Raw genomic sequence first — 20,355 nt, 5'->3', positions numbered from 1 at the left:
TGCTGAGTGTTACCAGCCGCGCCATCACTGTTGTCTCGCGAAAGGTCTCCGCATGCTCTCCGGGAACGGCCGGCATCGTCGCCCCCGTCAGGCTCCGGCTCTCCTCGTCGCGGCCGGAGTGACTGGCTCCGCCATCGCGATCCCGCTGCTCGGTGCCACCGGCGCCAGCGCGGCCACCGGGACCACGTGGGACCAGGTCGCCAACTGCGAGACCGAGGGCTCCTGGAGCGCGAACGACGGCGACGGGCACTACGGCGGACTCCACATCGCCCAGAAGGACTGGGACGAGTACGGCGGCCTCGACTACGCCCCGCGCGCCGACCAGGCCAGCCGGAACCAGCAGATCGCCGTCGCCGAGAAGATCCTCGCCGACCAGGGTGTCGGCTACTGGTCCACCTGCGGGCTGCTCAACGGGCTCACCAAGGACTCCCAGGCAGCCGATGTCGACACGGGTGTGGGGAGCGGTGAGGGATCGGAGGAGTCGAGCGACTCGGGCTCGTCCGGATTGCTCGGCTCTGATGGTTCATCAACGGGTTCGTCCGGAAATGGATCCTCGGATGAAGCGTCGGGCACGCCTTCGGCGTCCGCGTCGAAGACTCCCTCCGACTCCTCCGAGGCGCCGTCGGACGGTTCGAGCAGGGCGGGCAATTCGGCCAAGTCCGGCACGTCCGCTGATTCCGGATCCGGATCCAGTGACTCGCAGGCATCCGACAGCCCCTCCACGAGTGCGGCAAAACAGGATGACTCGGACAACTCCTGGCGGGTGGGCGGCTCTTCGAGCCTGGTCGACACCGGAGCCCTCGGTGGCGGCAAGCACCGCGGCGACAGTGCCGACGAGGACGCGGCCGCCGACACCGCCGACACCGGCACCTCCGCCGGCCGTCACGCCGCCGGCGGTGAGTACACCGTCCGCGTCGGGGACACGCTCGAGTCCATCGCCGACTCCCTTGACCTCCAAGGAGGGTGGCGCGCCCTCTACGAGGAGAACAAGCAGGCGATCGGCTCCGACCCAAGTCATATCGCCCCCGGTCAGACCCTTGGACTTGGTGCCGAATAGGGCTAAACCGACGGGAGTTCACGTCACACTTCGCGCTGAATGTCCCATTTGGTGAAAGTGTGGGATGACTCTCAGAAGCCCTGATCGTCTTTGAAATTCCGCGGATCGCGTGTCTACGGTCAGGACCGCTCGCCAACACGAGCCCCGTCTGCCGCAACGCCGAATCCTGCCAGTGGCCGTACGGGAACAGTCGTCGCGTAAAGCGCCGTAGGCAGGAGCGGGGGACCCAAGGTAAGTGCCGGGCCCAGCAGTCAGCTGGACCGGCTTGGGGTGAAGTCGCGTCCCGGAAGGGACGCGGCCGGGCAACTCAACCGGCCCGAACCCGACAGCTCACCTCGTAGGCGTCGGTGAGGGGATCAAGCATGCTGTTTTCCGGTCAGGGCAAGCACCGCCGTCCGTCCAAGGCCACCCGCGCCGCCGCGATAGCGGGCGTCACCGGTGTCGCCATCGCCGCTCCGCTGATGGCGGCCGGCAACGCCTCCGCCGCCACCGCCTCCGAGTGGGACACCGTCGCCCAGTGCGAGTCCGGCGGCAACTGGTCCATCAACACCGGCAACGGCTACTACGGCGGTCTGCAGTTCTCCGCCTCGACCTGGGCCGCGTACGGCGGCACGCAGTACGCCGGGCAGGCCAACCAGGCTTCCAAGACGCAGCAGATCGCGGTCGCCGAGAAGGTTCTCGCCGCCCAGGGCAAGGGTGCCTGGCCGGTCTGCGGCAAGGGTCTGTCCGGCGCCTCCACCGGCGGCGGCACCGACACTTCGTCCGGCAGCGGCTCGTCCAGCAGCTCTTCCAGCTCGTCCTCCAACAGCACCGCCGACCGCTCGAGCGAGCAGCCGGCCTCCCGCTCCAACGACCGTCCGGCGGCCAAGAAGACCGTCACCACCCCGACCGGCAAGAAGGTCAAGAAGGGTGACGGGGAGTACAAGGTCGTCAAGGGTGACACCCTCGGCTCGATCGCCGCGAAGCACAAGGTCGAGGGCGGCTGGCAGAAGCTGTTCGAGCTGAACAAGGACATCGTTCAGGACGCCAACCTCATCTACCCGGGCCAGCAGCTGCACCTGAAGTAATACGCGGCGCCCGTCCGAACCACAGCGCCCTCACATGTGTGGTCCTCATACTGAAGGCCTCGTGAGGGCCCCCCGTCCCCACGGGCTCCCCGCTCTGGTGCGCGTTCCCCCGTACGCACCGGAGCGGGGTTTTTTGTGCGGTCTTTCCCGCGACCTTCGTGTGGTCTTTCTCGCCGGTCTTTGTTCCGTTCGGAAACAATTTCCTCTCGGTTCTGTCCAAGAGGTGGGTGACAGGCTGGCCGATCGCCCCAAGGCGGTTAGGCTCATCTCGCGGAGCCGACCGCGACTCCGTGCACTACGGGCCTCGCGGCCCCGCGTACCCGCGTCACATCCCAGAAGGAGATGCTCGTGCCGTCCATCGACGTCGTCGTAGCCCGGGAAATCCTGGACTCCCGAGGCAACCCCACGGTCGAGGTCGAGGTCGGCCTCGACGACGGCAGCACGGGTCGTGCCGCCGTTCCGTCCGGTGCCTCCACGGGTGCCTTCGAGGCCATCGAGCTCCGCGACGGTGACCCCAACCGCTACCACGGCAAGGGTGTCGAGAAGGCCGTCCTCGCCGTCATCGAGCAGATCGGCCCGGAGCTGGTCGGCTACGACGCCACCGAGCAGCGCCTGATCGACCAGGCCATGTTCGACCTGGACGCCACCGACAACAAGGGCTCCCTCGGCGCCAACGCCATCCTCGGCGTCTCCCTCGCCGTCGCCCACGCCGCCTCCGAGGCCAGCGACCTCCCGCTCTTCCGCTACCTGGGCGGCCCGAACGCGCACCTGCTGCCGGTGCCGATGATGAACATCCTGAACGGCGGCTCGCACGCCGACTCCAACGTGGACATCCAGGAGTTCATGATCGCGCCGATCGGCGCGGAGTCCTTCTCCGAGGCGCTGCGCTGGGGCACCGAGGTCTACCACACCCTCAAGAAGGTGCTGAAGGGCCGCGGCCTGTCCACCGGCCTCGGCGACGAGGGCGGCTTCGCCCCGAACCTCGGCTCCAACCGTGAGGCCCTCGACCTCATCCTCGAGGCCGTGAAGGAAGCCGGCTACACCCCCGGCGAGCAGATCGCCCTCGCGCTCGATGTCGCCGCGTCCGAGTTCTACAAGGACGGCGTCTACACCTTCGAGGGCAAGGAGCGCTCCGCCGCCGAGATGACGGACTACTACGCCGAGCTCGTCGAGGCGTACCCGCTCGTCTCCATCGAGGACCCGCTGTTCGAGGACGACTGGGCCGGCTGGAAGGTCCTCACCGACAAGCTCGGTGACAAGGTCCAGATCGTCGGCGACGACCTGTTCGTCACCAACCCGGAGCGCCTGGCCCGCGGCATCGACGAAGGCGCCGCCAACGCGCTGCTCGTCAAGGTCAACCAGATCGGCTCGCTGACCGAGACCCTGGACGCCGTCGAGCTGGCCCAGCGCAGCGGCTTCAAGTGCATGATGTCCCACCGCTCCGGCGAGACCGAGGACGTCACCATCGCCGACCTCGCCGTCGCCACCAACTGCGGCCAGATCAAGACCGGCGCCCCGGCCCGCTCCGAGCGCGTCGCCAAGTACAACCAGCTGCTGCGCATCGAGGAGATCCTCGACGACGCCGCGGTGTACGCCGGCCGCTCGGCCTTCCCGCGGTTTCGCTCCGCGAACTAGTAGGCACAGCCGCTCTGCGAACCAGTAGGCACAGCCGCGGCGAGATCTCCAAGGGCTGACCCGTTAAGGTCCAAGCCTTAGCCAGTCGTACGTACGTCCCCGTACCCGGTCCCGTACCGTGTCCGGGGACGTACGCACGTGTGAGACGGGAGGCGGGGACATGGCCGTGAAGGACCGGGACCGTTTCTCCACCACGACCAGGATCAGGCTGCTCGGCGAGCAGACGGCGGCCCGTGTCTACCGCTCCCAGACCAAACGGCAGGCCCGCCGCTCCCGGCTCACCGGCCGTGCAGCGCTGCTCGCCCTCGTGCTGTGCACGCTGATCGTGGCGCTCGCCTATCCCATAAGGCAGTACGTCTCCCAGCGCGCCGAGATCGCCGATGTGCAGCGCAAGCAGGAGCAGACCCGGCAGCGGGTCGAGCAGCTGCGTGACCTGAAGGCACGATGGCAGGACGACGCGTACGCGGAGCAACAGATCCGGCAGCGGCTGCACTACGTCATGCCGGGTGAGACGGGCTTCGTCGTCATCGACCCGAACGCGGCCAGGAAGTCCCGCACCGACCTCGGCGCCGCGGACCGGCCCTGGTACGCGAACTTCTGGGACGGCGTCGAGTCGTCCGACGCCTCCGACCAGTGAACCGACAGACACTCCAGAGAGACTCCCGTACAGGCATGCAAACGCCCCCGCCGCCCACCCCGCGCACCGAGCCCACCGACGCGGACGTCGAGGCCTTCCAGCAGCAGCTCGGGCGCCCGCCGCGCGGCCTGCGCGCGATCGCGCACCGCTGCCCGTGCGGCGAGCCGGACGTGGTGGAGACGGCCCCGCGCCTCCCCGACGGCACGCCCTTCCCCACGCTGTACTACCTGACGTGCCCGAAGGCCGCCTCGGCCATCGGCACGCTGGAGGCCAACGGCGTGATGAAGGAGATGACGGCCCGTCTGGAGAGCGACCAGGAGCTGGCCGCCGCCTACCGCGCCGCGCACGAGGACTACATCCGCCGCCGCGACGAGATCGAGGAGCTGACGGGCTTCCCCAGCGCGGGCGGCATGCCGGACCGGGTGAAGTGCCTGCACGTCCTGGTCGCCCACTCCCTCGCGGCCGGCCCCGGGGTGAACCCGCTGGGCGACGAGGCGCTGGAGATGCTGCCGGAGTGGTGGCGCAAGGGCACGTGTGTGACGCGGGTTCAGGAGGACGCCAAGTGACCAGGGTCGCCGCCGTCGACTGCGGTACCAACTCGATCCGGCTCCTGGTCGCCGACGCCGACCCGGAGACCGGGGAACTGGTCGACCTGGACCGCCGTATGACGATCGTCCGTCTCGGCCAGGGCGTCGACCGGACGGGCCGCCTCGCCCCCGAGGCGCTGGAGCGGACCTTCGCCGCCTGCCGTGAGTACGCGGCGGTCATCAAGGAGCACGGGGCGCAGCGCGTGCGCTTCGTGGCCACCTCGGCCTCCCGGGACGCCGAGAACCGGGACGAGTTCGTCCGCGGGGTGCTGGACATCCTGGGCGTCGAGCCCGAGGTCATCTCCGGCGACCAGGAGGCCGAGTTCTCCTTCACCGGCGCGACGCGGGAGCTGACCGGACGGGACTACCTGCACCGGCCCTTCCTGGTCGTGGACATCGGCGGCGGCTCGACCGAGTTCGTCGTCGGCGAGGACCATGTGCGCGCGGCACGCTCGGTGGACATCGGCTGCGTCCGTATGACGGAGCGCCATCTCGTCCGGGACGGTGTCGTGTCCGACCCGCCGTCCGAGGAGCGGATCGCGGCGATACGCGCCGACATCGAGGCCGCGCTCGACCTCGCCGAACAGACGGTCCCGCTGCGCGAGGCGCGCACCCTGGTGGGCCTGGCCGGCTCGGTGACGACGATCTCCGCGATCGCGCAGAACCTCCCCGAGTACGACTCCGTGGCCATCCACCACTCCCGGGTCTCCCGCGACCGGGTCCGCGAGATCACCGACTGGCTGCTGCGCTCCACCCACGCCGAGCGCGCGGCCGTCCCCTCCATGCACCCGGGCCGCGTCGATGTGATCGGCGCGGGCGCCCTCGTCCTTCTCTCGATCATGGAACGGGTCGGCGCGGAGGAGGTCGTGGTGAGCGAACACGACATCCTCGACGGGATCGCGTGGTCGGTGGCGTAGGTACGCCCACCGATGATCAATGGGCCTCCACCGATGATCGATAGGCCTCTACTGAGCAGGTCGGACAACGTATGAGCGACGCCGAGGGGCCCTTGCGAGCCCCTCGGCGTCGCGCTCTCGAGAAAGTTCGTGAAGTTCTTCACAAGGAAATCGGCCCTCTCGGAGCACGAAAGGCGCCCCGTTGGTCCTTCCGGGGGGTCAACGCCCCTTTGAACGTGTTCAGAAGGGGCGTGCGGGGACGCTTCGGAGAGGGTTCCGGAGGGTCTGGCGAGAGGGATTTACAGGGGGGTCGATAGCCCGGAGAGGCAGCTCACGCGGCATTGACAACGGCATCACCTGCGCACAGGTTCCCGGTTCACGCCATGACCTGGATCACGCGAGTCGCGGAGGATAGCACACACCCCGACCATGCTTGTGAAGGGGCGCACGAGCGATGGTCCAGTGGCGGGTGGATACTCGATGCCATGAGCACCACGGAGCGTCCCAGGATCCTCGTAGTAGGCGGTGGGTACGTAGGCCTGTACGCAGCTCGGCGCGTCATGAAGAAGATGCGCTACGGCGAGGCGACCGTCACGGTCGTCGACCCCCGGTCGTACATGACCTACCAGCCCTTCCTCCCCGAAACCGCCGCCGGCAGCATCTCCCCGCGCCACGTCGTCGTCCCGTTGCGACGCGTGCTGCCCAAGGCGGAGGTCCTCACCGGTCGGGTCACCACCATCGACCAGGACCGCAAGGTCGCCTCGATCGCCCCGCTGGTCGGCGAGGCGTACGAGCTGCCCTTCGACTACCTGGTGATCGCGCTCGGCGCGGTCTCCCGCACCTTCCCGATCCCCGGCCTCGCCGAGCAGGGCATCGGTATGAAGGGCATCGAGGAGGCCATCGGCCTGCGCAACCACGTGCTTGAGCAACTGGACAAGGCCGACTCCACGACCGACGAGGAGATCCGCCGCAAGGCGCTCACCTTCGTCTTCGTCGGCGGTGGCTTCGCGGGTGCGGAGACCATCGGCGAGGTCGAGGACATGGCCCGCGACGCGGCGAAGTACTACAACAACGTGTCCCGCGAGGACATGCGGTTCATCCTCGTCGACGCCGCCGACAAGATCCTCCCCGAAGTCGGCCCCAAGCTCGGCCAGTACGGCAAGGAGCACCTGGAGACCCGCGGGGTCGAGGTCTACCTCTCCACCTCCATGGACTCCTGCGTCGACGGCCACGTGGTGCTCAAGAACGGCCTCGAGGTCGACTCCAACACCGTCGTCTGGACGGCCGGCGTCAAGCCCAACCCGGCCCTGTCCCGCTACGGCCTTCCGCTGGGCCCCCGCGGTCACGTCGACTGCGAGCCCACGCTGCAGGTCAAGGGCACGGACTACATCTGGGCCGCCGGTGACAACGCCCAGGTTCCGGACCTCGTCGGCCGCAAGGCGGGCAACGAGAACGCCTGGTGCCCGCCGAACGCGCAGCACGCGCTGCGTCAGGCGCGGGTCCTCGGTGACAACGTGATCTCCGGTATGCGGGGCTTCCCGCAGAAGGAATACAGCCACGCCAACAAGGGTGCTGTCGCGGGCCTCGGCCTCCACAAGGGCGTCGCGATGATCGTCATGGGCAAGGTGAAGATCAAGGTCAAGGGCCGTCTCGCCTGGTACATGCACCGCGGCTACCACGGTCTGGCGATGCCGACCTGGAACCGGAAGATCCGTGTCTTCGCCGACTGGACCCTCGGCATGTTCCTCAAGCGCGAGGTCGTCGCGCTGGGCGCCCTGGAGACTCCGCGCGAGGAGTTCTACGAGGCGGCCAAGCCGGCGCCGGTCGCCGCCGCGAACAAGACCGACAAGGCCGAGGAAAAGCCCAAGGCCGAGCAGGCCAAGGCCTCCTGACCTCCCCTCACCGAACCCCCCGAAGGGGCCGCCCGCCATCCGTGGTGCGGGCGGCCCCTTCGGCGTGCTTCGGTTCTCACCCGGCGCATGGCATGCGGCCCAGGACATTCGGCATCGCACAGGCGCCGAGCGCCTGCCGAGTGGCGCGCCAGGTATCGGGTGACCCCGCCACCAGGCTATCCATGCCCCTAGGCCAGGAATTCGTACGCGGCGAACCGACAACGGGCCGGCCCCGCGACCGCGACACCAAGCCCCGCAAGTACGCTGCCGCCGGCATCCCGCACTTCTGGCTGGAGCGTCTGCCCTCGGCCTCTGACTCGTGGCGTTTACATCTTTTTGCCCAGCTGTAACGCGCATGGGGGACTGCGCTCCGGCCCCGCAGGCGTTTACGTGGTGTTGGACATTCCGGGATCCACCGTCACGGAGGTGCACGTCATGCCGGACGCCGCGTTGCGACTGAAGAACCTCGTCGAACAGTTGCTGGGAGGCCCCCTACCGGTGCGTATCCGCGCCTGGGACGGGTCGCAGGCGGGGCCGCCGGGCGCGCCGGCACTCGTGGTGCGTAATCGCCGGGCCGTACGCCGCCTCCTGTGGAAGCCGGGCGAGCTGGGTCTCGCCCGTGGCTGGGTCGCCGGTGACCTGGACATCGAGGGGGACCTCTACGCCTGTCTCGACCTGATGTCGGGGCTCGTCTGGCAGCGCGAGGACGGCGCCCGCACGCTCGCCCAGGCACTCCGCGACCCCGGGTTCCGCGCCGCCGCCCGCGGACTCATCGCCCTCGCCGGGTCCCCGCTGCCACCAGCCCCGCCACGCGAGGAGGTCCGCAGACCACGCCGTCGCCTGCACACCAAGCGCACCGACAGGCGCGCCATCAGCCACCACTACGACGTCGGCAACGACTTCTACGAGATCGTCCTCGGTCCGTCCATGGTGTACTCCTGCGCCTACTGGCCCGCCCCCGAGGCCGACGGCGGCACCCTGGAGGGCGCCCAGCGCGACAAACTCGAACTCGTCGCCCGCAAGCTCGCCCTGAGGCCCGGTCAGCGGCTCCTCGACGTCGGCTGCGGCTGGGGCTCGATGGCCATCCACGCGGCCCGCGAGCACGGCGTGCACGTCGTCGCCGTCACCCTCTCCCACGAGCAGGCCGCATACGCCCGCAAGCGGATCGCCGGCGAGGGGCTGACCGACCGGATCGAGATCCGCGTTCAGGACTACCGGGACGTCGCCGACGGGCCGTACGACGCGATCTCGTCCATCGGGATGGCCGAACACGTCGGCTCCGAACGGTATCTGGAGTACGCCGAGGACCTCTTCCGGCTCCTCAAGCCCGGTGGACGGCTGCTCAACCACCAGATCGGCCGCCGCCCGCAGCACGACGAATCGACGTACGACCTCGACGAGTTCATGGACGCCTATGTCTTCCCCGACGGGGAGCTGGCCCCGGTCGGCACCACCGTGACCCAGCTCGAACGCGCCGGGTTCGAGGTGCGTGACGTCGAGTCGATCCGTGAGCACTACGCCCTCACCCTGCGCCGCTGGGTCGCCAACCTGGAGGCCGACTGGGCCCGGGCCGTACGGCTGACCAGCCCCGGCCGGGCCCGCGTCTGGCGGCTCTACATGGCCGCCTCCGCACTCGCCTTCGAACAAAACCACATCGGCGTCAACCAGGTCCTCGCCGTCAGGACACCCGAGTCCGGCGACTCCGGAATGCCTCTACGCTCCCGCACCTGGAACTGAGGGAACTGGAACTGAGGGATCTGGAACTGAGGGAAGGGGCCCGCTTCCCGTCGACGGAAGCGGGCCCCAGGGCGGGGTGCCCCTGCCCCCTACTCCGACTTGATCGCCGTCAGCATGTTCAGGCGGGCCGCCCGCCGGGCCGGCCACAGCGCCGCCAGGATGCCCACCGTCGCCGCCAGGAGGAGGAAGACGGCCATCCTCGCCCACGGCAGGACGAGTTCGTACGTCGGCAGGCTCGTGCCCATCAGCTCACCGGCCGCCCAGCCGAAGAACACACCGAGACCGATGCCGAGCACCCCGCCGAAGAGCGAGATGACCAGGGACTCCAGGCGGACCATCCGCTTGATGCCCTTGCGGTCCAGGCCGATCGCGCGCAGCATCCCGATCTCCTGGGAGCGCTCGAAGACCGACATCGCCAGGGTGTTGATGACCCCGAGCACCGCGACGATCACGGCCATCGCGAGCAGCCCGTAGAGCATGTTCAGCATCAGCGTGAACATCTTCGCGATGTCGTCGGAGATGTCCTGCTTGCTCTGGACCTTGATGGCCGGGTTGGAGCCGAGGGCCTTCTCCAGCCTGTCCTTCGTCGCCTCGGACGCGCCGTCGGACGTCTTGACCATCACCTGCATGTCGGCCGGGTCCAACTGGTGCGGGGCGAGCGCGCTGTTGTCCAGGATGATGCCCTGGATCATGTCGTTGCCCTCGTAGACCCCGGCGACGGTCAGTTTCTGCTTCTTGCCGTCCTCGTAGGCGACGGTGAAGCCCGAACCGGCCTTCCAGCCGTGCGACTTGGCCGTCGTGCGGTCCACGACGACCCGCGTGCCTCCGACCTCGAAGGAGCCGTTGTCGACCTTGAGGTCGGTCAGCTTGCCGATCGCGTCGCCCGTGACGCCGGTGAGGTACTCGGTCTCGCCGCCGATGCGGGAGGGCGCGTTGCGCATCGGGCTGAGGGCGGTGATGTCGTCGATCCCCCGGAGCTTCTTCTCGACGTCGGGGGAGAGCTCGCTGCCGTTGGCCATGGAGACCACGTAGTCCGCGCGGATCGCCGAGGAGGCCATCTTGTCGATGGACTTCTGCAGGCTGCCCGCCATCACCGTCATGCCGGTGATGAGGGTGAGGCCGATCATCAGCGCGGAGGCGGTGGCCGCCGTACGACGGGGATTGCGCACCGAGTTCTGACGGGCCAGCTTGCCCGAGACGCCGAACACCCGCAGCACCGGTGCCGCGGCCGCGATCAGCGGGCGGGACAGCAGGGGCGTGAGGATGAAGACACCGATGATCAGCAGGACCGCGCCGATGCCCATGGGGGCCTGGCCGTCGGAGCCGGACATCGTCGTCGCGGCCAGGACCACCGCGACACCCGCCGCCGAGAACAGCGCGCCCAGCGTGTTGCGCAGCACCAGCGACTTGGTGGTGGCCTGTGCGTGCAGGCTGCTCATCGCCGCCACCGGCGGGATCTTCGCGGCCCGGCGGCCGGGCAGCCACGCGGCCAGCATGGTGATGAGGATGCCGACGGCGAGGGCCGCGCCGACCGTGTTCGGCGTGATGATCAGCGGTCCGTCCGGGACGGTCGCCCCGAGCGAGCCCATCAGCGACCGCATGCCCGCCCCGATGCCGATACCGGCGACCAGGCCGGTCACCGCGGCGACCACGCCCACCACGAATGCCTCAAGGAGCACCGACCGGGTGACCTGACGGCGGGAGGCGCCGACCGCGCGCAGCAGCGCCAGTTCCTTGGTGCGCTGGGCGACCAGCATGGTGAAGGTGTTGGCGATGATGAACGTGCCGACGAACAGCGCGATGCCCGCGAACACCAGCAGGCCCTGCTTCATCCCGGACATCGAGGCGGAGATCATCTGCGCCTGGTCGTCGGCCAGTTGCTGCCCGGTCGTGGTGTAGACGAGGTCCTTCGGCAGCGCCTTGTCCAGCTCCGCCTTCAGCGCCGTCTGGCTGACGCCGGGCTTCGCCCGCACGTCGATCTGGTCGTACGTGCCCTTCTTGCCGAACAGCTGCTGGGCCGTGGCCGTGTCGAAGAGGGCGAGGCTGCCGCCGGCGGCGACATTGCCGTCGTCGGTGGTGAAGATGCCGGTGATCTTCGGGTCGAGGACCGGACCGTCCACGGAGAGCCGTACGGTGTCGCCGACCTCGTACCCGGCGCGCTTCGCGGTCTCCGAGTCGATGAGGACCTCGTTCGCACCGCTCGGGGCGTGCCCGTCGGTGAGCGGATACCGGGTGTCCTTGGTGCCCCAGTAGTTGCCGCCCTGCGACTGGAAGCCGCCGCCGATGAGCTTGCCGTCCTTGTCGGCGATCGCGGTGTACCCGTTGACGACGCCGACGGCGGACGCGGCCCCCGGCACCTTCGCGCTGTCGTCGAGCAGGGCCTGGGTCAGCTCGGCCGTCTTGCCGACGGTGTCGCCCTTGTCCTCCTGGGTTTCGGCCTCCACGGCCACGTCGACCTGGTCGAAGCCCTTGCCCGAACTCTTCTGGAAGGCCTCGGAGATGGTGTTGGTGAAGACCAGGGTTCCCGAGACGAAGGCCACGCCGAGCATCACGGCGAGCACGGTCATGAGCAATCTGGCCTTGTGCGCGAATACGTTGCGCAGGGCGGTGCGGAACATCAGCTGGTACGGCCCTTCGCGTCGAACTGCTTCATCAGGTCGAGGACCGAGTCCGCGGTCGGTCCGTGCAGCTCGTCGACGATCCGTCCGTCCGCCAGGAACACCACCCGGTCCGCGTATGCCGCGGCCACCGGGTCGTGAGTCACCATCACCACCGTCTGCCCGAGCTCCCGTACGGAGTTGCGCAGGAAGCCGAGGACCTCCGAGCCCGCGCGCGAGTCGAGGTTTCCGGTCGGCTCGTCGCCGAAGATGATCTCGGGCCGGGAGGCCAGGGCGCGGGCCACCGCGACGCGCTGCTGCTGGCCGCCGGAGAGCTGGGAGGGTCGGTGGCTGAGACGGTCGGCCAGGCCCACCATCCCGATCACCGAGTTCAGCCACTGCTTGTCGGCCTTGCGGCCCGCGATGTCCATCGGGAGGGTGATGTTCTCCAGGGCCGTCAGCGTCGGCAGCAGGTTGAAGGCCTGGAAGATGAAGCCGATCTTGTCCCGGCGCAGCTTGGTCAGCTGCTTGTCCTTGAGGGACCCCAGTTCCGTCTCGCCGATGCGCGCCGAACCGGACGAGAAGGTGTCCAGGCCGGCCACACAGTGCATCAGCGTGGACTTGCCGGAGCCCGAGGGGCCCATGATCGCGGTGAACTCGGCCTGCCGGAACTCGACGGAGACCCGGTCCAGGGCGACCACCTGGGTCTCGCCCTGTCCGTAGATCTTCGACAGATCCGTGGCGCGCGCGGCCACTGCGGTGGTCCGGTCGGCGATGGATGCGGTGGTCACGAGTAGGCACTCCTGAGGGAACGACGACGGATGGGGCCCCGACGGGACTTGTTCCATCGTGGCTGCCGTAAGCCGCCGTGTAGTCAGCCGCTGTTCCGGTTCCGAACACAGCCTCGGGTCGGACCACACCGCGCGCTGTCATACCTGGGGATGACGGCCGCCCCTGAGAGGGGGTCACGTCGAGAACAGGTGGAGCGTCCTTGTTCAGACGGTGAAATTCCGTCATTCCGCATGCGAGGCCGAGCGTCGCGCGCAAGGCTGCTGGCAAGTGCGGATGGCCTGTTCCAGGTGCTGATGCTCCCTCAGACCTCAATAAAATAAGACAACATCGGTCCGCCCGCCCGATGTTCGGGGGGAGCCTCCCGATAGGCTCGGGACCTCGATGCGGAGCCCATGGCCTGCCCGGATGGTGGAATGCAGACACGGCGAGCTTAAACCTCGCTGCCCCTTCGCGGGCGTGCCGGTTCAAGTCCGGCTCCGGGCACTTCCGCACCTCTGCGAGCCGCCGTTCGCGGCTTCTGTTGCCTGCACCCTTCATTGAAGACTTCGACGCACGACCGTTGACAGCAGACGCGTGCGGTCGGAAACTCACGTCTGAAAGCTGGTGAAGCAAATTTCACCACGCGAACAAATTTGCGTGAACAGTGAACGGGATCATGTGAACGCGATCGCATGACACGGCTGTGTGAACAGAGAGGCTGGTCGATGCGCACCACCGTCGGCATCATCGGAGCCGGTCCGGCCGGCCTCCTTCTGGCCCGGCTGCTCCATGACGCGGGCATCGACTCGGTCGTCCTGGAGAGCCGCGACCGGGCCTATGTCGAACATCGGCAGCGTGCCGGGATCCTTGAACAGGGCACGGTCGATGTGCTGCGCGACGTCGGCGCCGGGGCACGCATGGACCGCGAGGGCCTGCGCCACGACGGCATCGAACTGCGGTTCGCCAAGCAGCGCCACCGCGTCGACTTCACCGCCCTCGCCGGCGGCCGGTCCGTGATGGTCTACGCCCAGACCGAGGTCTGCAAGGACCTCATCGCCCTCCAGCTCGCCGAGGGCGGCCCCCTGCTCTTCGAGGCGGAGGCGCTGGCCGTCGAGGACGCCGACAGCGACCGGCCCCGTGTCCGCTTCCGGCACGAGGGCCGCGAGGACGTCCTGGAGTGCGACTACATCGTCGGCTGCGACGGCTTCTGGGGGGTGGCGCGCAAGGCGATCCCGACCGGGCTCACCCAGGTGTTCGAGCGGACGTACCCCTTCGGCTGGCTCGGCATCCTCGCCGACGTCCCGCCCTCGCACGACGAACTGGTCTACGCCCGCCACGACCGCGGCTTCGCGCTCCTGTCCATGCGCTCCCCCTCCGTCTCCCGTCTCTACCTCCAGGTCCCCGAGGGCACGGATGCCGACTCCTGGAGCGACGACGCCATCTGGGCGGAACTGGAGCGCCGCTTCGAGACCGCCGACGACTGGCGGCTGGCACGCGGCCCGATCACCCAGAAGTCGGTGACCCCCATGCGCTCCTACGTCCACGAGCCCATGCGGTACGGCCGCCTCTTCCTCGCCGGGGACGCGGCCCACATCGTGCCGCCCACCGGAGCCAAGGGACTCAACCTGGCCGTCGGGGACGTCGTGACCTTCGCGCGGGCCCTGACGCACGAACGGGGCAAGGGCTCGACGGAGTTGCTCGACGCGTACTCGGCGACCTGTCTGCGCCGGGTGTGGCAGGCCGAGCGCTTCAGCTACGACATGACGACCCTCCTGCACCGCGCCCCCGGCACCTCCGCCTTCGAGGACCGCCTCCAGTTGGCCCGTCTGGAGCGGATCGCCTCCTCCCGGGCCGCCGAGACCGACCTGGCCGAGGCGTACACCGGGTTCCCGTTCGGGTGAACACCCCTCCCGTGGTGGGAATCACCCGCTCGCGTAGCGTGTTGGGCAGCACGGCAGGGGAAAGATCCTCCCCAAGCACTAGAGGCATTCTTTTGCCTACCTATTACTCTTGAGCCAAGGCCCACACAAGGCGGCCATGGAGGAGTGAAATGAGGAGCAGCAACCCGGTCTTCTCGCGACGGGGGTTCAGCCGCGACAACGGCTACGCGGGCTTCAACACCGCGCCGCAGGCCGGGGGCGCAGCCGTAGGCACGCAGGCCAACCCCTACGCGCAGCCGCAGGCCGGCAACCCGTACGCCCAGAACCCGTACGCGCAGCAGGACCTGCAGCAGGGCGCACCGCCGCAGGCCCCGGTCACCACCGGCAGGATGACGATCGATGACGTCATCCAGCGCACCGGTACCACGCTCGGCGTCCTGATCGTCACGGCCGCGCTCGCCTGGGCGCTGCTGCCCATCGACGACGCGAACATCGGCCGGTCGTACGGGATCGGCATCGGTGCCGCGCTCATCGGCATGGTCCTGGCCTTCGTCCAGTCCTTCAAGCGCAAGGCCTCGCCCGCGCTGATCCTGGCGTACGCCGCCTTCGAGGGCGTGTTCCTCGGCGTTCTGTCCAACATCGTCGACAACCGCATCGCCGACGGTGCGGCCATGCAGGCCGTGATCGGCACCATGGCGGTCTTCGCCGGCGTGCTGGTGGCGTACAAGGCCGGCTGGATCCGCGTCAACCGCCGGTTCTACGGCTTCGTGATGGCGGCCGCGCTCGGCTTCGTCCTGCTGATGATGGTGAACCTGCTGTTCGCCGTCTTCGGCGGCGGTGACGGCCTCGGCTTCCGCAGCGGCCCGCTCGGCATCGTCTTCGGTGTCGTCGGCATCCTGCTCGGCGCCTGCTTCCTCGCCCTGGACTTCAAGCAGGTCGAGGACGGCGTCGCCTACGGGGCTCCGAAGGACGAGGCGTGGCTGGCGGCCTTCGGCCTGACGTTGACGCTGGTGTGGATCTACATGGAGTTCCTGAGGATCATCGCGATCCTCAACAGCAGCGACTGATGAGCAGTGACGTGAGCGTGAAAGGGCCCCGGGTGTTTCCCGGGGCCCTTTCACGTTGTGCGCGCCTAGAGGAATTTGCGCGCCGCCCTCCTCAGGTCGTACTCGTGGACGATCGCCTTCGCGTGGCCGTACGCGAGGTTGTGTTCGTGGCGGAGCCAGCTGACCTTTTCCTCGAAGCGGAAGAGAGCCGGGCCGTCCTCGACGGTGCGCAGCCAGTCGGATACTTCACGACCGGTGCAGTGGGGGATGCGGGCGAGCATGTTGCGGTGGGTCTCCTCGGAGAGGACGTGGGACATCGGCGCCTCCGGACGCAAAGGGGATGTAAGCCGGTCCTTCAGGTCACCGTGCCTGAGGGTTCGCCCGTTGGCAACAGTCTCGGTACGGCGCGTACGCTCACGGCGTGGTGGATACGACGCGCCTGACGCAAGCCGTGGATCACTTTGCCGACCGGTTGAGGGCGGCGCCGCAGAGTCGGCTGCAGCGCAGCGCTGCCGCCGAGGCTCTGGGACTGGCCAGAGAGATGGCCCGGTGGGCGCAGGCCGTGGAGGCGCCCGGAGCGGAGCCCCGGGTGATGCCGGACGCGGGGATGTTCGCCGTCGCCGACCAGATCACCGTGGCCGTGCATGACCTGACCCTCGTGCTGAAGGACGAGGGCCAGGTCGATGACGCTGTGCGGTTGGTGGAGGAGGCGCAGAAGAGGGCGGGCGTGTAGGGCGCGCTCGGCCCTCCGGCCTCCCGGCCCCCGGTCTCCGGTCTTCCGGCCCCCGGTCTCCGGTCTTCCGGCCTCCGCTCTTCCGGCCCCCGGCCTCCGGTCTTCCGGCCCCCGGCCTCCGGTCTTCCGGCCTCCGCTCTTCCGGCCCCCGGCCTCCGGTCTTCCGGCCTCCGGTCTCCCGGCCCCGACCCCCGGCCTCCGGTCTCCCGACCCCCGGCCTCCGGTCTCCCGGCCTTCCAGCCCCCGGCCTCCTGGCCCTGCGTGCGCTAGAGCGACGCTATGACCCGGTCCGCGAGGATGTAGACGTTCTCCTCGCCGCACGCGAAGGTCAGGGTGTACGCGCCCGAGATGCCCGAGCCGCCCAGGAGTACCGGCGTCTCGCCGGCGCGGAGGGACGCCGCGAGGCGTTCCGCTGTTTCGCGGTGGCCCGGGGTCATGCACAGGGTGGTGCCGTCGGCGAAGACGTAGACGTCGAGGGTGCCGAGGGGGCCGGGGCGGACGTCGGTCAGCTCGGTGGCGGTGGCGGCCAGCTCCTCCAGCGTGGCCACCGTGCGCTCGTGGTCGTTGACGACGGGGGATGCCACCGGAACGAAGTCCGGGTGGGAGGGGTGACGGCGGCGGGCTGCGGCCAGCTCCGGCGAATCGCCCCCGGAGGAGGAGCCCCCGGCGAACTCGTCGGTGTCGGCGCCGGACTCGGCGACCGGCTCCAGACCCACGAAATCGGTCTGCCGGGGCAGGAACAGCTCACTGTCGGGCAGGCCAAGCAGCGAGGGCGCATCGGAGGCGTCACGCACCTCCTGGGCGGCCCAGAAGGCGCGCGCCTCGGCGAGCTCGCGCTCGCGTTCCTCCGCGAGGGCCTCGGCCACGGCGGCACGTATCTCGCCGACATCCGCGGCGGGCCGGGCGGCGGGCACGAAGCCCCGCGCGGCCGTGGCGTTGTTCTTGGCGAGCTCGGTGTGCAGGGCGGCGACCTGTCGGCGCAGCACCATGAGGGTGCGCAGGACGGCGACGCCCACGGCACCGGTGGCGGCCGTGGTGACCAACAAGGCGATCGGCATGGCGCTCACTGACGTACTCCCGGTTCCAAAGTCGACCCCCGACTTCCTACATCAGCTTGAAGGGCGGACTAACCCGCTGTCAGTGCGTAACATCACGAAACGGACAGGACATTGGGCTCGCGGTTTACCGCCGAAGCAGGGCTGACCTGCATGAATCCCCTCCTGAGCGAGTTAGGTCACATCCTGGGGGAGATTGGATCACAAATCGGCCCAGAACCTTGGAGTTTCCCGGGTTCTGGGCCGACGCATGACGCTGGGTTCCCTTACGGCTACGGGGGGTTGAGGGTCGCGGACCTCGTCAGCTGAGGCGCTCGATGACCATCGCCATGCCCTGCCCGCCGCCGACGCACATCGTCTCCAGGCCGAACTGCTTGTCGTGGAACTGGAGGGAGTTGATGAGCGTGCCGGTGATGCGCGCGCCCGTCATGCCGAACGGGTGGCCCACGGCGATGGCGCCGCCGTTGACGTTCAGCTTGTCGGGGTCGATGCCGAGGTCGCGGTAGGAGGGGATCACCTGGGCGGCGAACGCCTCGTTGATCTCGACCAGGTCGATGTCGTCGATACCGAGGCCGGCCCGGCGCAGGGCCTGCTGGGACGCGTCGACCGGGCCCAGGCCCATGATCTCGGGGGACAGGCCGGAGACACCCGTCGACACGATGCGGGCGAGCGGGGTCAGGCCGAGCTCGCGGGCCTTGGTGTCGCTCATGATGACGAGCGCGGCGGCGCCGTCGTTCAGCGGGCAGCAGTTGGCGGCGGTGACCATGCCGTCGGGGCGGAAGACCGGCTTGAGGCCCTGGACGCCCTCCAGGGTGACGCCGGCGCGCGGGCCGTCGTCCTTGGAGACGACCGAGCCGTCGGGGAGGGTGACCGGGGTGATCTCGCGCTCCCAGAAGCCGTTCTTGATGGCTTCCTCGGCGAGGTTCTGCGAGCGGACACCGAACTCGTCCATGTCCTGGCGGGTGACGCCCTTGGAGCGGGCGAGGTTCTCGGCGGTCTGGCCCATCGCGATGTAGGCGTCCGGGACGAGGCCGTCCTCGCGCGGGTCGTGCCAGGTGGTGCCCTCCTGCTCCGCGACGGCGGCGGTGCGGGCCTCGGCCTCGGCGAAGAAGGGGTTGCGGGTGTCCGGGAGGCTGTCGGAGTTGCCCTTGGCGAAGCGGGAGACCATCTCGACACCGGCCGAGATGAAGACGTCGCCCTCGCCGGCCTTGATGGCGTGCAGGGCCATGCGGCTCGTCTGGAGCGAGGAGGAGCAGTAGCGGGTGATCGTACAGCCGGGGAGGTGGTCCATTCCCATCTGTACGGCGACGATCCGGCCGAGGTTGTTGCCCTGCTCGCCGCCGGGCAGACCACAGCCGAGCATCAGGTCGTCGATGTCCCGGGGGTCGAGCTCCGGGACCTTGGCGAGGGCGGCCTGGATGATCGTGGCGGTGATGTCGTCCGGGCGCAGGTCCTTGAGGGAGCCCTTGAAGGCGCGGCCGATGGGGGAGCGGGCGGTCGAGACGATCACGGCTTCGGGCATGACGGCTCCATTGGCGACGGGGGTGGGGCTGTCTGGGAAGTTACCTGTACGTATGGGCTTGGTCACGGGTATGGCGGTGTGACCCTTGCCGCAGTTTCTAAGCGCTTGCTTTTGCGGCGGCGGTGCTCGGGGCGCCGGGGTGGCACCCCCAGTCCCCCCCCCCGCGCCCCCCGCGCTTCAGGGCGACGGGGTGACCGGGGCCGGTTCCGTCACCTGCACCCTCCGACGCCTGCGTCGCTTCAGCAGGGCCCACGGGCCCTTCGGGCCGCTCGGCACCGCCGCCGCGACCTCCGTGCCCGCCTCGGACGCGGCCTCCGCGGCCGCTCGTGCCACCGGGAGGAAGCCCTCGCGGCGGAAGGCGTCCGGGCGCTCCTCCTCCGCCGGCCACAGGCCCAGGGCCGCGCACAGCGTCGGCAGGACCGCCATCGCCGCCGTGGCGTAGCCCTCCGCGGAGGGGTGGTAGTTGTCCGGGCCGAACAGCTCCCGCGGGTTCGCCTCGAACTCCGGGCCCAGCAGATCGCCCAACGACACCGTACGGCCGCCCTGTTCGACCACTCCGATCGTCTGGGCAGCCGCCAATTGCCGGGAGGCGCGGCGGGCCAGCCAGCGCAACGGCTGCTGCACCGGCTCGATCGTGCCGAGGTCGGGACAGGTGCCGACCACCACCTCCGCGCCGGCCGTACGCAACCGTCGTACCGCTGTCGACAGATGACGCACCGAGCGGGTCGCGGGCATCCGGTGGGTCACGTCGTTCGCGCCAACCATGATCACGCAGATGTCGGGCACCTGGCCCGGATCCGCCAGGATCAGCGCCACCTGGCGGTCGAGGTCGTCGGAGCGGGCCCCGGGAAGAGCGACGTTACGGAACTCCACCGGGCGTTCCGCCACCGCCGCCAGTCCCGACGCGAGCAGCGCGCCCGGTGTCTGGGCGGCGCGGTGGACGCCCTGGCCCGCGGCCGTGGAGTCGCCCAGCATCACCAGGCGCAGGGCCGGTTCGTCGGGAGTGGCGTAGACATGGCCGTAGCGGCCCTCCGCCTGGGGGACATGCGGTGTCGTGCCGTTGCCCACCAGCCGCCTGGCCATCCGTACCTCCGCCAGCAGCAGACCCATCGCCGCCGCGCCGGCCAGACCGACCCCACCGCCGCCGTACGCGGCACCGGCCGCGATCCGCCGGGCCACCCTCGCCCTCGACATCCTCGTCATGCGTCGCCGCCACCTCCTCGTATCCGTACATCCACTCCTT

17 protein-coding genes, 1 tRNA gene and 1 riboswitch are annotated in these 20,355 nt (G+C 69.3%); of the genes, 12 read left to right on the top strand and 6 right to left on the bottom strand.

Annotated features, from left to right (window positions below; all coding sequences use genetic code 11):
- The first annotated feature begins 52 nt into the window (after positions 1–52).
- From AB0H86_RS20145 to AB0H86_RS20110, 8 genes are all read left to right on the top strand, one after another.
- On the top strand, positions 53–1,057 hold the full coding sequence (locus AB0H86_RS20145; protein ID WP_362440057.1) for a transglycosylase family protein: 1,005 nt from the start codon (positions 53–55) through the stop codon (positions 1,055–1,057).
- A 193-nt stretch (positions 1,058–1,250) separates the two neighbouring features.
- Positions 1,251–1,416, top strand: a riboswitch (cyclic di-AMP (ydaO/yuaA leader).
- A 3-nt stretch (positions 1,417–1,419) separates the two neighbouring features.
- A complete protein-coding gene (locus AB0H86_RS20140; RefSeq protein ID WP_362440054.1) occupies positions 1,420–2,124 on the top strand; it encodes a transglycosylase family protein in 705 nt (234 codons plus the stop codon).
- Positions 2,125–2,472: 348 nt separating this feature from the next.
- Positions 2,473–3,759, top strand: coding sequence for a phosphopyruvate hydratase (eno, locus tag AB0H86_RS20135; protein WP_362440051.1), 1,287 nt, complete (start codon positions 2,473–2,475; stop codon positions 3,757–3,759).
- Positions 3,760–3,919: 160 nt separating this feature from the next.
- On the top strand, positions 3,920–4,396 hold the full coding sequence (locus tag AB0H86_RS20130; RefSeq protein ID WP_362440048.1) for a septum formation initiator family protein: 477 nt from the start codon (positions 3,920–3,922) through the stop codon (positions 4,394–4,396).
- A 35-nt stretch (positions 4,397–4,431) separates the two neighbouring features.
- The gene (locus AB0H86_RS20125) at positions 4,432–4,962 is read left to right on the top strand and encodes a DUF501 domain-containing protein (protein ID WP_362440045.1); all 531 of its coding nucleotides are present in this window, start codon (positions 4,432–4,434) and stop codon (positions 4,960–4,962) included.
- A complete protein-coding gene (locus tag AB0H86_RS20120) occupies positions 4,959–5,900 on the top strand; it encodes a Ppx/GppA phosphatase family protein (protein ID WP_362440042.1) in 942 nt (313 codons plus the stop codon). The genes AB0H86_RS20125 and AB0H86_RS20120 overlap by 4 nt, the downstream gene beginning before the upstream one ends.
- Positions 5,901–6,364: 464 nt before the next feature.
- Complete coding sequence (locus tag AB0H86_RS20115; RefSeq protein WP_362440039.1) at positions 6,365–7,771, top strand: NAD(P)/FAD-dependent oxidoreductase; 1,407 nt, start codon at positions 6,365–6,367, stop codon at positions 7,769–7,771.
- A 435-nt stretch (positions 7,772–8,206) separates the two neighbouring features.
- Positions 8,207–9,508: a cyclopropane-fatty-acyl-phospholipid synthase family protein gene (locus AB0H86_RS20110; RefSeq protein WP_362440036.1), complete on the top strand. Its 1,302-nt coding sequence runs from the start codon at positions 8,207–8,209 to the stop codon at positions 9,506–9,508.
- An 89-nt stretch (positions 9,509–9,597) separates the two neighbouring features.
- Here the strand turns inward: AB0H86_RS20110 and AB0H86_RS20105 are convergent, their stop codons facing one another.
- Together AB0H86_RS20105 and AB0H86_RS20100 are read right to left on the bottom strand one after the other, a co-directional pair.
- Positions 9,598–12,126, bottom strand: coding sequence for an ABC transporter permease (locus tag AB0H86_RS20105; protein WP_362440033.1), 2,529 nt, complete (start codon positions 12,124–12,126; stop codon positions 9,598–9,600).
- Positions 12,126–12,896: an ABC transporter ATP-binding protein gene (locus AB0H86_RS20100; protein WP_362440030.1), complete on the bottom strand. Its 771-nt coding sequence runs from the start codon at positions 12,894–12,896 to the stop codon at positions 12,126–12,128. Before AB0H86_RS20100 ends, AB0H86_RS20105 begins: the two co-directional genes overlap by 1 nt.
- 400 nt (positions 12,897–13,296) lie before the next feature.
- Here AB0H86_RS20100 and AB0H86_RS20095 point away from each other — a divergent pair.
- The 3 genes from AB0H86_RS20095 to AB0H86_RS20085 all read left to right on the top strand — a co-directional run bounded on the left by AB0H86_RS20095 (position 13,297) and on the right by AB0H86_RS20085 (position 15,823).
- Positions 13,297–13,380: transfer RNA gene (locus AB0H86_RS20095), tRNA-Leu, on the top strand.
- Positions 13,381–13,601: 221 nt separating this feature from the next.
- Entirely contained in the window at positions 13,602–14,777 is a 1,176-nt protein-coding gene (locus AB0H86_RS20090; RefSeq protein ID WP_362440027.1) for a 4-hydroxybenzoate 3-monooxygenase, read from the top strand.
- Between the two features lie 149 nt (positions 14,778–14,926).
- Positions 14,927–15,823: a Bax inhibitor-1/YccA family protein gene (locus AB0H86_RS20085; RefSeq protein ID WP_362440024.1), complete on the top strand. Its 897-nt coding sequence runs from the start codon at positions 14,927–14,929 to the stop codon at positions 15,821–15,823.
- Between the two features lie 65 nt (positions 15,824–15,888).
- Here AB0H86_RS20085 and AB0H86_RS20080 read toward each other — a convergent pair whose 3' ends face one another.
- Positions 15,889–16,119, bottom strand: coding sequence for a DUF4287 domain-containing protein (locus tag AB0H86_RS20080; RefSeq protein WP_362440021.1), 231 nt, complete (start codon positions 16,117–16,119; stop codon positions 15,889–15,891).
- Between the two features lie 104 nt (positions 16,120–16,223).
- Between AB0H86_RS20080 and AB0H86_RS20075 the strand changes: the two genes are divergently transcribed.
- Complete coding sequence (locus AB0H86_RS20075) at positions 16,224–16,535, top strand: hypothetical protein (protein ID WP_362440018.1); 312 nt, start codon at positions 16,224–16,226, stop codon at positions 16,533–16,535.
- Positions 16,536–16,801: 266 nt separating this feature from the next.
- Here AB0H86_RS20075 and AB0H86_RS20070 read toward each other — a convergent pair whose 3' ends face one another.
- The 3 genes from AB0H86_RS20070 to AB0H86_RS20060 all read right to left on the bottom strand — a co-directional run bounded on the left by AB0H86_RS20070 (position 16,802) and on the right by AB0H86_RS20060 (position 20,315).
- A complete protein-coding gene (locus AB0H86_RS20070) occupies positions 16,802–17,602 on the bottom strand; it encodes a hypothetical protein (RefSeq protein ID WP_362440015.1) in 801 nt (266 codons plus the stop codon).
- A 289-nt stretch (positions 17,603–17,891) separates the two neighbouring features.
- The gene (locus AB0H86_RS20065) at positions 17,892–19,112 is read right to left on the bottom strand and encodes an acetyl-CoA C-acetyltransferase (RefSeq protein ID WP_362440012.1); all 1,221 of its coding nucleotides are present in this window, start codon (positions 19,110–19,112) and stop codon (positions 17,892–17,894) included.
- A gap of 177 nt (positions 19,113–19,289) precedes the next feature.
- Entirely contained in the window at positions 19,290–20,315 is a 1,026-nt protein-coding gene (locus tag AB0H86_RS20060) for an SGNH/GDSL hydrolase family protein (protein WP_362440009.1), read from the bottom strand.
- Between the last annotated feature and the right edge of the window lie 40 nt (positions 20,316–20,355).

The sequence above is a fragment of the Streptomyces sp. NPDC050997 genome, assembly GCF_040660135.1.
In the GTDB taxonomy this organism is placed as follows: domain Bacteria; phylum Actinomycetota; class Actinomycetes; order Streptomycetales; family Streptomycetaceae; genus Streptomyces.
Note: the sequence above shows the minus strand (reverse complement) of the source record. Positions and strands in the feature narration are given on the sequence as shown.

Bases quoted from the DNA above. Each gene is read 5' to 3' on its own strand.
- AB0H86_RS20125 (WP_362440045.1), top strand. From the start codon at position 4,432: ATGCAAACGCCCCCGCCGCCCACCCCGCGCACCGAGCCCACCGACGCG.
- AB0H86_RS20065 (WP_362440012.1), bottom strand. From the start codon at position 19,112: ATGCCCGAAGCCGTGATCGTCTCGACCGCCCGCTCCCCCATCGGCCGC.
- AB0H86_RS20145 (WP_362440057.1), top strand. From the start codon at position 53: ATGCTCTCCGGGAACGGCCGGCATCGTCGCCCCCGTCAGGCTCCGGCT.
- AB0H86_RS20105 (WP_362440033.1), bottom strand. From the start codon at position 12,126: ATGTTCCGCACCGCCCTGCGCAACGTATTCGCGCACAAGGCCAGATTG.
- AB0H86_RS20115 (WP_362440039.1), top strand. From the start codon at position 6,365: ATGAGCACCACGGAGCGTCCCAGGATCCTCGTAGTAGGCGGTGGGTAC.
- AB0H86_RS20130 (WP_362440048.1), top strand. From the start codon at position 3,920: ATGGCCGTGAAGGACCGGGACCGTTTCTCCACCACGACCAGGATCAGG.
- AB0H86_RS20140 (WP_362440054.1), top strand. From the start codon at position 1,420: ATGCTGTTTTCCGGTCAGGGCAAGCACCGCCGTCCGTCCAAGGCCACC.
- AB0H86_RS20080 (WP_362440021.1), bottom strand. From the start codon at position 16,119: ATGTCCCACGTCCTCTCCGAGGAGACCCACCGCAACATGCTCGCCCGC.
- AB0H86_RS20060 (WP_362440009.1), bottom strand. From the start codon at position 20,315: ATGACGAGGATGTCGAGGGCGAGGGTGGCCCGGCGGATCGCGGCCGGT.
- AB0H86_RS20110 (WP_362440036.1), top strand. From the start codon at position 8,207: ATGCCGGACGCCGCGTTGCGACTGAAGAACCTCGTCGAACAGTTGCTG.
- AB0H86_RS20085 (WP_362440024.1), top strand. From the start codon at position 14,927: ATGAGGAGCAGCAACCCGGTCTTCTCGCGACGGGGGTTCAGCCGCGAC.
- AB0H86_RS20090 (WP_362440027.1), top strand. From the start codon at position 13,602: ATGCGCACCACCGTCGGCATCATCGGAGCCGGTCCGGCCGGCCTCCTT.